At 70.4% G+C, this 14,489-nt stretch carries 15 protein-coding genes; 12 read left to right on the top strand and 3 right to left on the bottom strand.

Annotated features, from left to right (window positions below; all coding sequences use genetic code 11):
* Window positions 1–146: 146 nt before the first annotated feature.
* The 12 genes from AB0I81_RS02010 to AB0I81_RS01955 all read left to right on the top strand — a co-directional run bounded on the left by AB0I81_RS02010 (window position 147) and on the right by AB0I81_RS01955 (window position 10,931).
* Entirely contained in the window at window positions 147–935 is a 789-nt protein-coding gene (locus tag AB0I81_RS02010; protein ID WP_360648317.1) for an IclR family transcriptional regulator, read from the top strand.
* A gap of 211 nt (window positions 936–1,146) precedes the next feature.
* A complete protein-coding gene (locus AB0I81_RS02005; protein WP_360648314.1) occupies window positions 1,147–2,253 on the top strand; it encodes an ABC transporter ATP-binding protein in 1,107 nt (368 codons plus the stop codon).
* A gap of 57 nt (window positions 2,254–2,310) precedes the next feature.
* A complete protein-coding gene (locus tag AB0I81_RS02000) occupies window positions 2,311–3,687 on the top strand; it encodes an extracellular solute-binding protein (protein WP_360648311.1) in 1,377 nt (458 codons plus the stop codon).
* Window positions 3,687–4,547 (top strand): metallophosphoesterase, encoded by an 861-nt coding sequence (locus AB0I81_RS01995; RefSeq protein ID WP_360648309.1) that lies wholly within the window; start codon window positions 3,687–3,689, stop codon window positions 4,545–4,547. The genes AB0I81_RS02000 and AB0I81_RS01995 overlap by 1 nt, the downstream gene beginning before the upstream one ends.
* Window positions 4,544–5,494, top strand: coding sequence for a sugar ABC transporter permease (locus AB0I81_RS01990; RefSeq protein ID WP_360648306.1), 951 nt, complete (start codon window positions 4,544–4,546; stop codon window positions 5,492–5,494). The genes AB0I81_RS01995 and AB0I81_RS01990 overlap by 4 nt, the downstream gene beginning before the upstream one ends.
* Window positions 5,495–5,504: 10 nt before the next feature.
* Window positions 5,505–6,305 (top strand): carbohydrate ABC transporter permease, encoded by an 801-nt coding sequence (locus AB0I81_RS01985; protein ID WP_360648303.1) that lies wholly within the window; start codon window positions 5,505–5,507, stop codon window positions 6,303–6,305.
* A 219-nt stretch (window positions 6,306–6,524) separates the two neighbouring features.
* On the top strand, window positions 6,525–7,607 hold the full coding sequence (legP, locus tag AB0I81_RS01980) for a Dot/Icm T4SS effector Zinc-dependent metalloprotease LegP (RefSeq protein ID WP_360648300.1): 1,083 nt from the start codon (window positions 6,525–6,527) through the stop codon (window positions 7,605–7,607).
* A gap of 16 nt (window positions 7,608–7,623) precedes the next feature.
* Window positions 7,624–7,887, top strand: a complete 264-nt coding sequence (locus AB0I81_RS01975; protein ID WP_360648297.1) for a hypothetical protein — start codon at window positions 7,624–7,626, stop codon at window positions 7,885–7,887.
* The gene (locus tag AB0I81_RS01970; RefSeq protein ID WP_360648294.1) at window positions 7,884–8,144 is read left to right on the top strand and encodes a hypothetical protein; all 261 of its coding nucleotides are present in this window, start codon (window positions 7,884–7,886) and stop codon (window positions 8,142–8,144) included. The genes AB0I81_RS01975 and AB0I81_RS01970 overlap by 4 nt, the downstream gene beginning before the upstream one ends.
* A 2-nt stretch (window positions 8,145–8,146) precedes the next feature.
* Entirely contained in the window at window positions 8,147–8,500 is a 354-nt protein-coding gene (locus AB0I81_RS01965; protein WP_360648291.1) for a hypothetical protein, read from the top strand.
* A gap of 80 nt (window positions 8,501–8,580) precedes the next feature.
* Complete coding sequence (locus tag AB0I81_RS01960) at window positions 8,581–9,399, top strand: metalloregulator ArsR/SmtB family transcription factor (RefSeq protein ID WP_360648288.1); 819 nt, start codon at window positions 8,581–8,583, stop codon at window positions 9,397–9,399.
* A gap of 170 nt (window positions 9,400–9,569) precedes the next feature.
* Complete coding sequence (locus AB0I81_RS01955; RefSeq protein ID WP_360648285.1) at window positions 9,570–10,931, top strand: glycoside hydrolase family 43 protein; 1,362 nt, start codon at window positions 9,570–9,572, stop codon at window positions 10,929–10,931.
* 96 nt (window positions 10,932–11,027) lie between these two features.
* On the opposite strand, the gene AB0I81_RS01950 is transcribed toward AB0I81_RS01955, so the two are convergent.
* From AB0I81_RS01950 to AB0I81_RS01940, 3 genes are all read right to left on the bottom strand, one after another.
* Window positions 11,028–11,999 carry an SDR family NAD(P)-dependent oxidoreductase gene (locus tag AB0I81_RS01950; RefSeq protein WP_360648282.1) on the bottom strand — a complete coding sequence of 324 codons (972 nt, stop codon included), beginning with the start codon at window positions 11,997–11,999 and terminating at the stop codon, window positions 11,028–11,030.
* A gap of 100 nt (window positions 12,000–12,099) precedes the next feature.
* On the bottom strand, window positions 12,100–12,999 hold the full coding sequence (locus AB0I81_RS01945) for an ROK family protein (protein WP_360648278.1): 900 nt from the start codon (window positions 12,997–12,999) through the stop codon (window positions 12,100–12,102).
* Window positions 13,000–13,017: 18 nt separating this feature from the next.
* The gene (locus AB0I81_RS01940) at window positions 13,018–14,217 is read right to left on the bottom strand and encodes an ROK family transcriptional regulator (protein WP_360648275.1); all 1,200 of its coding nucleotides are present in this window, start codon (window positions 14,215–14,217) and stop codon (window positions 13,018–13,020) included.
* Window positions 14,218–14,489 lie beyond the last annotated feature (272 nt).

Here is a 14,489-nt window from a genome sequence, read left to right as displayed (position 1 = left end):
CGCCACGCCGCCACTGCCGGAACACCTCGTCCTTGTGCCGGGGCGGCGGCTGCGCGGTCTCCAGCGTGATGGTGTTCAGCGTGATGGTGTTCAGCGTGACGGTGTTCAGCGTGACGGTGTTTCCCGCACGAAAATAGGATGGGCTGGTGAACGCGCAAGCCGAGATCGAGAGCCAGAGCAGGTCGATCGCCTCAGTGGAGCGGGCGATGGACGTCCTGCTGTTGTTCGGCCGCAGCACCCGCGCGGACCTGGGCGTGACCGAGATCGCCACGGAGCTCGACCTGACGAAGGCGGCCGTCCACCGCATCCTCACGGCGCTGCGCAGCCGCGAGCTCATCGCGCTCGACCCCGTCACCAGGCGCTACTCGCTCGGTCACGCCGCCATCGCGCTCGGCCGCGCCTACCTGGCCCGCACCGACCTGCGCGCCATGGCCGGCCCCGAGCTGCGCGGGTTGTCGGCGCGCACGGAGGAGACCGCCACCCTGTCCGTACGGCGCGGCGACACCCGCCTGTACGTCGACCAGGTCGTGCCCGCCCAGGAGCTGCGCATGGAGGTCTCGCTCGGCATCCCCTACCCGTTGCACGCGGGCAGCGCCTCCAAGGCGATCCTCGCGTTCCTGCGGGAGGAGGAGATCGAGGGCTACATGGTCAGGCACAAACTCCGGGCCCTCACCGCCAGGACCATCACCGACCCGGACAAGCTGCGCGCCGAGCTGGCCGCGATCAGGCGCCGGGGATATGCCACCTCGCTGGGCGAGCGACAGGAGGGCGCGGTCTCCGCCGCCGCGCCGATCTTCGACCACGACGGCCTGGTGATCGCGGCCGTGAGCGTCACGGGGCCGGGCGCCCGCTTCAAGCCGCACCTTCAGGAGGCGGCCCAGCCACTGCTCGAAGCCGCCGCCCGCCTGTCCGCCCGCCTCGGCCACCGCCCGTAGCCGCCGAAACGTTCCTGGCCAGGAGCCCGGGTCCGGGTGGCGCGGAAAACTCTCGCCTGATTGGCAACTCCGATCGCCGTAACCCTCCGGAACCCCCATCGCCGCAGGTCACGGCGTCTTTCCCGGAATATCCGGTGGCCGGGCGTTAACCCCGCGTACACGGACCGCTGATGCACTCGCGCCGACGGTCGCAAGGAAAGGTGCGCAGACGGTGAGTCGTATTCGTGTGGAGGGGCTGAGCCGGCGGTTCGGTCAGGTCGTGGCCGTGGACGACGTGTGGCTGGACGTGGCGGACGGTGAGTTCCTCGTGCTGCTCGGCCCGAGCGGCTGCGGCAAGTCCACACTGCTGCGCATGATCGCCGGGCTGCTGCCGCCCAGCGAGGGCCGGGTCCTGCTGGGTGAGGCCGACATCACCCACACCCCGCCGCAGCGCCGCGACCTGGCGATGGTCTTCCAGAGCTACGCCCTCTACCCGCACCTCACCGTGGCCCGCAACATCGCCTTCCCGCTGCGTGCGCGCGGCCTGTCCAAGGAGGCCATGCGGGAGAAGGTGAACGCCGTGGCCAAGACGCTCGACCTGGGCGGGCTGCTGGAGCGCCGGCCCAAGGAACTGTCGGGCGGGCAGCGGCAGCGGGTCGCGCTCGGCCGGGCCCTGGTGCGCGACCCTGGAGCGTTCCTGATGGACGAGCCGCTGTCGAACCTCGACGCCAAGCTCCGCTCCAGCACCCGCGCCGAGATCACCGCGCTGCACCGGGACCTGGGCGCGACCGTCCTGTACGTCACCCACGACCAGGTCGAGGCCATGACCATGGCCACCAGGATCGCCCTGCTGAACGAGGGCCGCGTGGAGCAGGTCGGCACCCCGTCCGAGGTGTACGACGAGCCCGCCTCGGTGTTCGTGGCCCGCTTCCTCGGTTCCCCCTCGATGAACGTCATCGAAGCGACCGTCCAGACCGCCCCCGATAACGGCGGCGGGCTGTCGGTCCGGGCCGGCGGCGTGGACGTGCCGCTGGACGTCGCCGCCGAGGTGCGGCCGGGGCAGGAGGTGCTGCTCGGCATCCGCCCCGAGCACCTGACCGTGACCACCCCCGAGACGGCGGCTCTGCGGGGCACCGTGACCGCCGTCGAGAACCTCGGCGGCGAGGAGATCGCCCACTGCCAGGCGGGCGAGAACCGGTTCTGCGTGCGCGGGCCGCGGCCCCTCGGCCTGGCCGCCGGGCAGGACGCGCACCTGGCGGTCCGCACGGAGCGGCTGCACCTGTTCGACCCGGCCGACGGCAGGCGCCTGGCCTGGCGCCCCGCCTCCGTCACCGTCTGAAACACCCCACCGCGTAGGAATTCGCGTAGGAATTCGCGTAAGAAAGAGAGCGCTTCGATGAGAAGGTCCCTGTCATTGGCGTGCGCGGCACTCGCCGTCACGCCGCTCCTGGCCGCGTGCGGCCCCGACGTCGCGCCCGCCGCGACCGGCCCGGCCGCGCAGGTCGGCAAGGCGCCGTCGCTGGCCGCCGGGCAGCAGGTGTCGATCGTGTTCGAGAGCTACAACTTCGGCCAGGCCGGCGCGTGGACCGACACCTTCAACGAGCTCATCGGCGCCTTCCAGAAGGAGCACCCGAACATCAAGGTCACCGCGCAGAAGCCGCAGGGCAACAGCGCGAACCCGGCCACCGACACGATCTCCAGCCTGCAGAGCCAGATGGCCGTCGGCACCCCGCCCGACGTGGCGCAACTCGGCTTCAGCGACCTGGACTTCACCGTCAACCAGCTCAAGGCCGTCCCCCTGGACGACCTGGTCGGCAAGGAGGTGGTGCAGGCGAACTTCGACGGGGCCGCGCACCCGTACGCCGACCGGGTTCGCACGCTCGGCGACTGGAACGGCAAGACGTACGGGGTGCCGTTCGTGTTGTCCACCCCGATGCTCTACCTCAACGGCGACCTGTTCGAGGCCGCCGGCCTCGACCCCGCCGCGCCACCCAAGACCTGGGCCGACGTCGAGCGGGCGGCCAAGGCGATCAAGGAGAAGACCGGCAAGGGCGGCGCCTACGTGGACTGCCTGACCAAGTCGGCCAAGGACTGGTGTTTCCAGGCGCTGGTACGCTCCAACGGCGGCCGGGTCCTGTCCGAGGATCGCACGAAGCTCACGTTCGCCGAGCCCGCCGCCGCCGGCGTGGTGCGCACGATGCAGGGCATGGTCAAGTCCGGCGCGATGCCGAACCTCACCCAGCAGCAGGCCGTCGAGGCGTTCGCGCGCGGCGACCTCGGCATGATCCTGGAGTCGAGCGCGCTGCAGGGCACGTTCGTCAAGGGCTCGCAGGACAAGTGGAAGCTCGGGGCCGCGGCCATGCCCGGATTCGAGGGCAAGCCGGCGGTGCCGACGAACTCGGGCGCGGCGCTGTTCGTGTTCGCCGCCGACCCGGCCAAGCGGCGGGCCGCCTGGGAGCTGATCACGTACCTGACCGGTGAGCGGGCCTACACCACGATCGCCACCAAGATCGGTTACCTGCCGCTGCGCACGGGCCTGGTCGAGGACGCCGCCGGGCTCAAGACGTGGGCCGGGCAGAATCCCTACCTCGAACCGAACCTGGAGCAGCTCACCCGCCTGGAACCCTGGGTGTCCGTCCCCGGCACCTCCTACCTTCAGGTGCGCGACGGCATGATGTCGGCCGTGGAGAACGCCGTCTTCCAGGGCGCCGACGTGGACACCACGCTCCGCGCGGAGCAGGACAAGGTCTCCAAGCTGCTGGGCGGCCGCTGATGACCGCACAGCCCGCCAAGCCGCCGATGACGCCGGACCTCACCCTCATCCAGCTCTCCGACACCCACCTGCTGCCCGAGGGCGAACTGATGCACGGGCTGGTGGACACCGCCGCGAACCTGACGCGCGCGCTGGCCATGGTGGAGGAGTCCGGGCAGCCGGTGTCGGCCTTCCTGCTCACCGGCGACCTCACCGACGACGGCTCGCCGGCCGCCTACCGCCGCCTGCGCCACCTGGTCGAGCCGGTGGCCGAGCGGCTCGGCGCCCAGGTCCTGTACGCCATGGGCAACCACGACACCCGCCCCGCCTTCCGCGCGGAACTGCTGGACGGAGCCGCGTGCGACGGCGTGCACCAGATCGGCGGGCTGCGCGTGATCGTGCTGGACAGCACCGAGCCGGGACGGCACGACGGCTACCTGTCGGACGAGCAGCTCGGCGGGCTGGGCGAGGTGCTGGCCGAGCCCGCGCCGCTCGGCAGCCTGCTGGCCTTCCACCACCCGCCCGTCCCTTCCCCCGTGCCCACTGTCCACCTGCTGCGGATGCGTGAGGCCGAGCGGCTGGCGCCCGTGCTGGAGGGCCGGGACGTGCGGCTCGTGGTGACCGGCCACGCGCACCACGCCGGTTGCGGCTCCATCGGGGGAGTGCCGGTGTGGGTGGGGCCCGCGCTCGCGTACGGCGTCGCCGGCACGCCCCCGCACGGCCGGCTGGGCGCCCACGCCGACGCCGCCTTCAGCCGGATCGACGTGTTCGGCACGCAGGTCGTCGCCACGGCGGTGCCGCTGTCACACGCCGCCCAGGTGTACGACACCGACAGGGAGGCCAGGGTGCGCCTGATCCGCGAGGCGGTGGCCAAGTGGTGACGGCGGAGAAGTCCTCCCGTGCCCTCGGGGCGGGGCCGCCGCGGGTGGCGGTGGCGGCGGCGCGTCCGTCGTTGCGTGACCGGCTGCCGCGCCTGGCCCCGTACCTGTACCTCGCCCCGGGGCTGGCGCTGCTGATCATCTGGACGTACCGGCCGCTGACCCAGACGCTCAACCTGTCCTTCCACTCCTGGAACCTCGTCCCCACCTCGCCCATCGAACAGGTCGGCCTGGCGAACTACGAACGCCTGCTGACCACCCCCGAGCTGGGCGAGGCGGTCGGGCGCACGTTCGCGGTGATCGTCGGGATGTTGCCGTTCACGGTGCTGACCCCGGTCGTCGTGGCGCTGCTGGCGCGCCGGGTGCGGGGCCGGATGGAGCAGGTGTACCGGGGATTGGTGTTCGCGCCGATGCTGGTCGCGCCGGTGGCCGGCGCGGCGGTCTGGCAGTGGCTGCTCGACCCGGGCGCGGGCGCCGTCAACGCCGTGCTCGGCACCGACGTCAACTGGCTGAACAGCACCGGCACCGCGCAGTGGGCGATCGTCGTGATCACCGGCTGGCACGTGGTCGGGTTCGCGGTGCTGGTGGTGGCGGCGGGACTGACCGGGATCAACCCGGACTACACGGCCGCCGCGCAGATGGACGGCGCGTCCGACGGCCAGATCACCCGCTGGGTGACGCTGCCGCTGCTCTCGCCGACGCTGGCGTTCCTGGCGCTGATGACGGTACTGCTGTCCGCCCAGTGGACGTTCCCGCTGGTGGACACGCTGACCTCGGGCGGCCCGGCCGGCTCGACCACGAACATCTACTACCTGCTGTGGGAGTACGGCTTCCGCAGCCACGACGCGGGGCTGGCCGCCGCCGCAGGAATGATCTTCTTCCTCGGCTTCATGCTGGTCGCGGCCCTGCTGGCCGGCCTGTCCGACCGGCTCAGCCACCACGACGACTGAACGGAAGCACGTGACCCGACGCATCGCGGGGCACGCCGTGCTGGCGCTGCTCAGCCTGGCCTGCCTGTTCCCGATCTACTGGCTGTACGCGACGTCGTTGCGCGCCCCCGGCGACGTCTACGACCTGTCGCCGCTGCCCTGGCCGCTGTCCATCGACAGCTACACCGACGCGCTGGCCAAGAACGACGTGCTCGGCATGCTGGCCAACACCGCGACCGTGGCCTTGCTGACCGCGGCCGGGCAACTGCTGGTCGGGTTGCTGGCCGCCTACGCCTTCGCCGGCTGGCGCTTCCCGTTCCAGCGGCTGCTGTACCTGGCGTTCGTGGGCACGTGGCTGGTGCCCTTCCAGGCCACCATGTTGCCGAACTACGCGCTGCTGGCCCGGCTCGGGCTGCTGGAGACGCTGGCCGGGGTGATCGTGCCGAACCTGTGCTCGGCGCTGGGCGTGCTGCTGCTGCGCGAGCATCTGATGAGCTTCCCCAAGGACCTGCTCGACGCGGCCCGCATGGACGGCCGCTCGTCCTGGTCGGCGCTGTGGACGGTGGTGGTGCCCTCGCTCCGCCCCGTGCTGGCGGCCCTCGGCATCCTGCTGTTCATCACCGCGTGGAACGAGTACTTCTGGCCCGCGATGGTGCTGCAGCGCTCCAACTCGGTGATCCAGCTCGGCCTGCGCAGCTTCATGGGCACCGAGGGCAACGACTGGGGGCCGCTGATGGCCACGGCGGGGCTGGCCTGCCTGCCGGTGTTCGCGCTCTACCTGGTGTTGCAGCGGCACATCGTCAACGCGTTCGTACGGTCCGGCCTGAAGTAATCTCATGAATTGCGGCCCCCTGATTTCCCGGAAAAAAATCATAATGTGACGCCGCGCAAAACCCTTGACCGTTCACAGGCCCGGGTAGATGCTAACGGGGCAGGTCAGGGCTGCAACGGGGGAATGCAGAAAGGATCAAGCATTCCGCGGCCATTCCAGTACAGCCTGGCTTAGCTTTCCCATGTTCTGTGGGCACCGCACCCATTGACAGGAGGCCGTATGCCAGAAAACAGCGGCGCACAGCAAACGATGGGGTTCGGTCAATTCCAGGTCGGTCCCACGGTGGAGACGGGGCTGGTGCAACTGGCCACGAAAGGCCCGAAGGCCGTCCAGTACACCGTGGTCGACGGGCGTCCCCTCTTCGAGGGGGACATCGAGCTCGTCCTGATCAGCGCGGGCGACGTGCCGGACACCACGGTGGCCGAGGAGCAGGCCGGGATCATCATCCCCGGTACGCAGTTCCGCTGGCCGGGCGGCCAGGTGCCGTACGACATCGACGCGAACCTGCCGAACCAGGCCCGGGTCACCGACGCCATCGCGCACTGGGAACGCAACACGAGGATCCGCTTCATCCGCCGCACCCCCGCCAACCAGGCGCAGTTCCCCAACTTCGTGATGTTCCAGCCGGGCGGCGGCTGCAGCTCGGCGGTCGGCCGGATCACCGGCAGGCAGAACATCACGCTGGCCGCCGGCTGCGACACCGGTTCCACCATTCACGAGATCGGCCACGCGTCGGGCCTGTGGCACGAGCAGAGCCGCGAGGACCGGGACCGGTTCGTCACCATCCACTGGCAGAACATCCAGCAGGCGAACGCGCACAACTTCAACCAGCACATCACCGACGGCGACGACGTCGGCCCGTACGACTACCACTCGATCATGCACTATCCGCGCTGGGCGTTCTCCAGCAACGGGCAGGACACGATCGTGCCGCTGCAGAACGTCGAGATCGGCCAGCGGCAGGGGCTGAGCCCCGGCGACTGCCGGGCCGTGCGCGCGATGTACCAGAACCTCGAACCGGCGGCCCGCTTCTCCGGCACGCAGTTCACCGGCAAGGTCGAGGCGTTCGCCACCAGCCGCTGGTTCACCCACAGCTGGCCGGCGCAGTGGTACGTCATCTGGACCGTCGCCCCCAGGGCCCCGATCGTGGACGGCCCCGCGCAGGTCTCGTGGAACGTCCAGGTCACCCGGCAGTCCGGCGGGCTGCTGAAGTACTTCCTGGCCATCACCAACCTGACCTCCGGTCAGATCGAGATCGAGGCGCGTTACGACGTGCTCGGCTGGAGCCTCAACGCCACCTGAGAGAGGAGCCCGTTTCGTGATCCCCACCGAGAATGCCGAGACCGGCAAGCCGGGCACCGAATGGGCCGACGCCATCGACGCCGGGCCCGCGCCCGCGCAGCTCGACGGCCCGCAGGCCCCCGTACCGGCCATGACCGCCCCCACCATCGACGGCGGGGCCGCCCCGCGACAGGTAGGCGACCTCGCCGCGGGGGAGATCGTCTACGACACGCAGGTCCAGGACGCGGGCGGCGCGCCGGAAGCTCCCCAAGACCGTGACGACAGCGAGGTTCGGACATGATCCTAGGTGTGCAGTTCCAGGGACAGGTGCCCGCCAACTCGACCCGCCGCTGGTTCACCCACAGCTGGCCGGAGGCCTGGCGGGTGGCCTGGCTGGTGGCCCCGACGTGGCCGATGGTGGACGGCGACGCGCAGATCGAGTGGCGCGTGCAGGTCGACCGCCAGGCGGCGGCGTTCCTGAAGTACTTCATCGAGATCCGCAACCTCACCGGCGGCCCGGTCGACATCGAGGCCCGCTACGCGGTGCTGAACTCCTGACGGTGCCCGATCCCGTGCCCGATCTGCAGGGTGAGGTCGTCCTGACCCCCGTGCTCGGCTCGTTCCAGGACGCGACGCTACGCATCCGCGTCCTGGACGTGACCGAGGCCGACGCGCCGGCGACCCCGCTGGCGGAGCTGACGCTGCCCTCGGTCTCGTACGACGCGAGCGCCGAGCGGCGCATCCCGTTCACCCTGCCGAGCCCGGAATGGGACCCCCGCCAGACCGTCATCGTCACCGCGCACCTGGACAGGTCGGGCAGCGGTGAGGTCGAGATCGGCGACGCCCTGACCACCCGGGCCGAGCCGCCGTCGCAGGAGCCGCTCTCCCTCCGGCTCACACCCGTCCGGGGCTGACCCGAATTGACATGCAACCTTATGGCTGCCTAAGCTTTTATGCAGCCAGAAGGTTGCATTTTCTTTGGAGTCGCCCCGGCATGGACGAAGTCTTCAAGGCGCTGGCCGATCCGAGCCGCCGCCGGCTTCTCGACAGCCTCAACCTCCGCAACGGACAGCGGCTGGGGGAGCTGTGCGCGGGCCTGGACATGACCCGCCAGTCCGTCAGCAAGCACCTCGCGGTGCTGGAGGAGGCGAATCTGGTGACCACGGTGCGCCGTGGCCGGGAGAAGCTGCACTACCTCAACGCGGCGCCGATCCTCGCGATCGCCGACCGCTGGATCAACCAGTACGACCGGCGGCGGGCCGTGGCGCTCGCCGACCTCAAACAGGCATTGGAGTCAGTACCGATGAGCGAGCCCACCACTCCCACCTTCGTGTACACCACCTTCATCAAGACCACCCCCGAGCGGCTGTGGCAGGCGCTCACCGATCCGGCGTTCACCAGCCGGTACTGGGGCGTCACGTTCGAGACCGACTGGCGGCCGGGGTCGGCCATGGTGTGGAACGAGGGCGGGAGCCGTACCGAAGACCCCGCCCAGGTGGTTTTGGAGGCCGAGCCGCACCGCCGGCTCTCCTACGCCTGGCACACGCCGACGCCCGAATGGGGAGCCGCCATGGGCGTGGCGGAGGAGACGCGCGCCAAGCTCGCCGCCGAGAAGCGGTCGAGGGTCACCTTCGACATCCAGCCGTTCGGCGAGACCGTCAAGCTCACCGTGATCCACGACGAATTCCCGGCCGGCAGCACGATGCACGAGATGGTCAGCACCGGCTGGCCGCACCTGCTCTCCGACCTCAAGACGCTGCTGGAGACCGGCGACACCCTGCCGCCGGTGCCCGCCGAAGCCTGGCAGAGCTGACCTGCCGACGGGGGCCGGGCGCACACCCGGCCCTCGGGGCGGCCCTTGACGAGTGCGCTGTTCGCGTTAACACTCATGCACATCTCTCCATGCTCAGCTGTCAACGGCAAGTTCGTCGACAGAATGTTAACGCTAACAAGAGATCATCCGGCAGAAGGGCTGTCCCCGCGATGTCACGCAGAAGAGCACTCGTCCTCCTGGCCGCCTTATGCGCGGTGCTCGGCATCAACGCCTCCCCGGCCTCGGCCGCGAACACCGCCTATGTGTTCGCGTACTTCACCGAGTCGCCCAACATGAACGGCGCCGACTACGGCCTGCACCTGGCGGTCAGCCAGGACGGCCTGAACTGGACCCCGCTGAACCAGAACAACCCGGTGGCCACCCCGACGGCCGGGACGACGGGCCTGCGCGACCCGTTCATCCTGCGCAAGCAGGACGGCACGTTCGTGATCCTTGCCACCGACCTCAAAGGCACCGACTTCAGCCAGAACAGCCAGTACCTGCACGTGTGGGACTCCACCGACCTGCGCAGCCTCACCGGCTACCGCCGGATCAGGATGCACACGCTGAACACCCACACGTGGGCGCCGACCGCGTTCTGGGACGCCTCGCGCGGCCAGTACGGCATCGTCTACTCGGCCAACAACGGCTCCACCGACGTGTTCATGGTCAACTACACCTCGGACTTCCGCACGGTCAGCACCAACCAGGTGTACTTCAGCCCCGGCTTCCCGGTGCTGGACGGCGACATCGTGGTGGACGGCTCGACCTTCTACCTGTACTACAAGAACCTGTCCAACGGGCTGCTGTACGGCGCCCGCTCCTCCACCGGCGCCGCGAACAGCTACACCACCTACACCAGCGGCCTGCGCCAGGGCAACGCCATGGAGGCACCGCTGCTGATCAAGAACAACAGCGGCAACGGCTGGTGGTTGTGGGGCGACTCCTTCAGCCCGGTCAACAACGACTACTACGCCTGGTCGTCCACGAACGTCGGCGGCAATTCCTGGACCGCGCTGAACCAGCGCACCTACACACCGCCGCTGAACGCCAAGCACGGCTCGATCGCGGGGATCACCGCCGCCGAGTACAGCGGCCTGGTCTCCCGGTGGGGTTCGCCGAACTGGACCCGGCTGAAGTCCTCCAACTTCCCCGACCGCTACGTCAGGCACGCGAACTACGCCGCCCGCATCGACGCCTACCCGTTCGACCCCTACCAGGACCAAATGTGGCGGATGGTGCCCGGCCTGGCCGACTCGGCCGGGGTGTCGTTCGAGTCGGTCAACTTCCCCGGCCGCTACCTGCGGCACTACAACTACGAGGTACGGCTGGACGCGAACGACAACACCGCCGCCTTCCGCGCCGACGCGACCTTCCACCGGGTCGCCGGGCTGGCGGACTCGGCCTGGTCGTCCTTCCGCTCCCACAACGCCCCCGACCGCTACCTGCGCCACTCCAACTACGTGCTGCGCGTGGACCTGGTCAGCACCGCGACCGAACGCTCCGACGCCACCTTCCGCCTCACCCCGTGACCGATTGATCCCGCGGCAACACGTCCACGGCCAGGGCGGCGCGGCTGCCCGGGTCGTGGACGCTTTTCGGAACTGGTCGCCCCGGGGCCGGTCAGGTCACTGGGCGATGATGCGGACGGTATCGAGGATCGAGGCGAGGGTGGGGCTGCCCGGCGTGTACAGGTCCAGCGGGTCGGCGCGCATCGCGGCGTCGAAGGCGTGGGCGTCCTCGCCGACCAGGATGCGCCAGGTGCCGGCACGGACGCCGTCGAGGATGACGGTCGCGGCGTCGGCGGCCGACAGCGGCGCGTTGTCCCTGAAGCCGTCGCCCATCGACATGATCAGCGCACGGACCTCCGCGTCGCCCAACTGGTCCGCGGGAGCGCCGGTGCCGGCGGCGATGAGCGCGCGGCTCTCCTCGACCTCCCGGTCGGTGATGTCGTCCGGCCCGTTGCGGCCATGGGCCCGCCGGGAGTTGTTCACGATGTCGGTGCCGACGTGACCCGGCATCACCAGCGCGACCCGCACGTGTGGCGCGTTGAGCCGCAGGTCCGTCAGCATCGCCTCGGAGAAGCCCTTGATGGCGAACTTGGCGGCGCTGTAGGCGGTGACCGGCACGCCGGGGCCGGCCGCCCAGAAGCCGTTGACACTGCTGGTGTTGACCAGGCAACCCTCGTCGCTCGCGAGCAGCAGCGGCATGAAGGCGCGCGAGCAGTTGTACACCCCGCCCCAGCAGACGTTGAACGTGCGCTCCCACTCGTCCTGGGGGCTGTTGACGAAGCTGTTGCCGCCGCCGATGCCCGCGTTGTTGAACAGCAGGTTGATGTGACCGGCCCGGTGCCGCTCGGCGACCTCGTCCCTGAACGCCGCCACCTGGGCCGCATCCGACACGTCGCAGCGGTGGGTGGTGATGAGCACGTCGCCGGGCGCGGTTTCGCGGGCGCGCTCGGCGGTGCCGGCCAGGCCGGCCTCGTCCACGTCGCAGACGGCGACCGAACAGCCGTAGGCCGCCAGCTGGACGACCAGCTCGCGGCCCATCCCCGAACCGCCGCCGGTGACGACGGCCAGCTTCCCCGTGAACGACCTCATCGATGCGTCCCTTCGCCGGAGACCACCTTCGCACGCCGGCGAGCCGCCCCTCAACGCGTTTACCGCGCCCAGGGCGGGTTTCCCGCCTGGACTTCGAGGTCTACGAGGCGAGCAGGGCGGTGCGGGCGGCCCCGAGGAGGCCGGCCTGCCGTCCGAGGGCGAACGGCTCGACGGTGAGCCGCTGCACGAAGCCGAGGGTGGCCAGCCGCTTGACGTGGTCTCGCAGCGGCCCGAAGAGGGTCTGGCCGGCCGCCGAGACGCCGCCGCCGATCACGACCCGGTCGAGGTCGCACACCGCGGCCGTCGCGACGATGCCCTGGGCGAGGGCCTGGGTGCCCCGGTCGAAGGCGGCCAGTGCGATCGGGTGGTTCCGAGCGGCGTCATCGGCAAGGGCTCGGGCGTCGGCGCCGGTCCAGCCCTGTTCCTGGGCCCAGCGGACCATAGAGGGACCACTCGCGTACGCCTCGACGCAGCCGGCGCCCCCGCACGAGCAGGTGGGCCCGCCGGGATCGACCACCGCATGACCGATGTGGCCGGCGTTGCCGCTCGGCCCGGGGTACGGCGTGCCGTTGAGCACCAGCCCGCCGCCGATGCCGGTCGAGACGACGATCCCGAGCATCGAGGTGGCCCCGCGGCCGGCGCCGAGCCAGTGCTCGCCCACCGCCGCCGCGATGCCGTCGCCCACCAGGGTGACCGGAACGCCTGGCACGATCTCGCTCGCCAGCTCCACCAGCGGGAAGTCGCGCCAGGCGGGGATGTTCACGGGGCTGACCGTGCCGCGGGGCATGTCGAGGGGCCCCGCCGAGGCCAGCCCGACCGCGCTGATCGGCGTGCCTGCCAGCACCGAGGTCAGCAGGTCCCGCATCGCCCGGACGAGCAGGGGCTCGGTCGCCGGGGTCGGGGTCTCGGCGTGCCTGCCGGCCCGGCCGTCGGCCCCGACCAGCCCAGCAGCGATCTTGGTGCCACCGACGTCCACGGCGAGCACGGTCTTCTGGTCCAATTAACCGTCCTGTTCTGATCAGTCGGCGAGTAGCGCTGACAGTTGTGGCGAGTACGTGGCGTGCAGGACGAGCGCGGCGCTGCCCACGACGGCGGCGTCCGCGCCGAGCGGGGAGGGCGCGACGTCCACGACCCGGATGTGGCGCGACAGCGGCCTGGTGGCCAGCGCGGCGGCGACGGCGTCGGCGTAGCGCTTCTCGACGTGCTCGATGCCGTGACCGCCGAGCACGATGAGGTCCACATCGACGAGGTTGGCGACGCTGACCGCCATCGAGGCGACGCGTTCGGCCGCCTCGTCGATGACGGCCGCCGCGAGAGGGTCGCCGGCGCCCGCCGCGACCCGGATCGCGGCGTGATCCACCAGACGCGGATCACGCTCGAACGGCTCCCGCAGCACACTGTTGCCCCCGTCGCCGCCGCTGTGGCCGGCGAGGCGGTGGTGGGCGGCGGTGACGATCGCGGAGGGGTTGGCGAGCAGTTCCAGGCAGCCCCGGTTTCCGCAGTAACACTCGGGGCCGTCGGGCAGCACGCTGGCGTGGCCGAACTCGCCGGCGTTCAGCGAACCGCCCCGGTAGACCTGGTGGTTGAGTACGAGCCCGCCGCCGATGCCCGTACCGAAGAAGAAGTAGGCGAAGTTCGCCACCCCCCTGCCCGCCCCGGACCAGCGTTCGCCGACCGCGGCCGCGGTGGCGTCGTTGTCGAGCGTCACCGGCAGCCCGGTGCGGTCGCCCAGCATCTGCTTCAACGGCACCCGGGTCCAGTGCGCGAGCTGGGGAGGAGCCACGACCATGCCCAGATGCTGGTCGATCGGGCCGGGGGTGGCCAGGCCGAGACCGAGCACCTGGGCGCGCGGGACGTCCGCCTCCGCGAGCACCTCGGCGACCAGTTCGGTCATGGCCGTGACGACGTGCGAGGGGTCGGTGCCGGGCGGGGTGGGGCGCCGCCTGACGACGAGCGGGCGGCCGAGCAGGTCGACCACGGTGCAGGTGAGCTCGACCGGGTCGAAGTGCAGCCCGACCGCGCTGCCCGCGCCGGCGTTGATCCGCAGCGCGGTACGGGGCTTGCCGCCGCTGGAGACCCGGTTGGCGTGGTCCTCCCGCACGATGCCCTCGTCGAGGAGGCGGCGCACGATGCCCGAGACGCTCTGCGGGGTCAGGCCGGTACGCTGCGCGATCTCCACCCGGCTGATGCCGTCGCAGAGTTGGATCTGGTCCAGCACGACCGCACGGTTATACCGCCCCACTTTGGGGAGATTCGTACCTGCTTGCCGCACGCGAGGGTCCTCTCTGCTCGTCGCCTCGCACATTCTGCACCAGGGCGTTGACTTAGTAAAACAAATGGATTTAGAGTCCCTCTCCATAGCTGTAACACGCCGGACACAAACAACCCCCCGCAGTCCCGGCGCACGATGCTGTGCCTGCGAGTGGGTCGACCAGGCCATCGGAGGCAAGTTGATGTCCAGGACCTCCCGCATCCCCCGAGGACCGGATC

The organism is Nonomuraea sp. NPDC050404 (assembly GCF_040655495.1).
Classification (GTDB): Bacteria; Actinomycetota; Actinomycetes; order Streptosporangiales; family Streptosporangiaceae; genus Nonomuraea.
Note: the sequence above shows the minus strand (reverse complement) of the source record. Positions and strands in the feature narration are given on the sequence as shown.

What these genes read in the sequence shown, in the direction of transcription:
- AB0I81_RS02000 (WP_360648311.1), top strand. Translation starts at nt 2,311, where the DNA reads ATGAGAAGGTCCCTGTCATTGGCGTGCGCGGCACTCGCCGTCACGCCG.
- AB0I81_RS01995 (WP_360648309.1), top strand. Translation starts at nt 3,687, where the DNA reads ATGACCGCACAGCCCGCCAAGCCGCCGATGACGCCGGACCTCACCCTC.
- legP (WP_360648300.1), top strand. Translation starts at nt 6,525, where the DNA reads ATGCCAGAAAACAGCGGCGCACAGCAAACGATGGGGTTCGGTCAATTC.
- AB0I81_RS01970 (WP_360648294.1), top strand. Translation starts at nt 7,884, where the DNA reads ATGATCCTAGGTGTGCAGTTCCAGGGACAGGTGCCCGCCAACTCGACC.
- AB0I81_RS01960 (WP_360648288.1), top strand. Translation starts at nt 8,581, where the DNA reads ATGGACGAAGTCTTCAAGGCGCTGGCCGATCCGAGCCGCCGCCGGCTT.
- AB0I81_RS01955 (WP_360648285.1), top strand. Translation starts at nt 9,570, where the DNA reads ATGTCACGCAGAAGAGCACTCGTCCTCCTGGCCGCCTTATGCGCGGTG.
- AB0I81_RS01950 (WP_360648282.1), bottom strand. Translation starts at nt 11,999, where the DNA reads ATGAGGTCGTTCACGGGGAAGCTGGCCGTCGTCACCGGCGGCGGTTCG.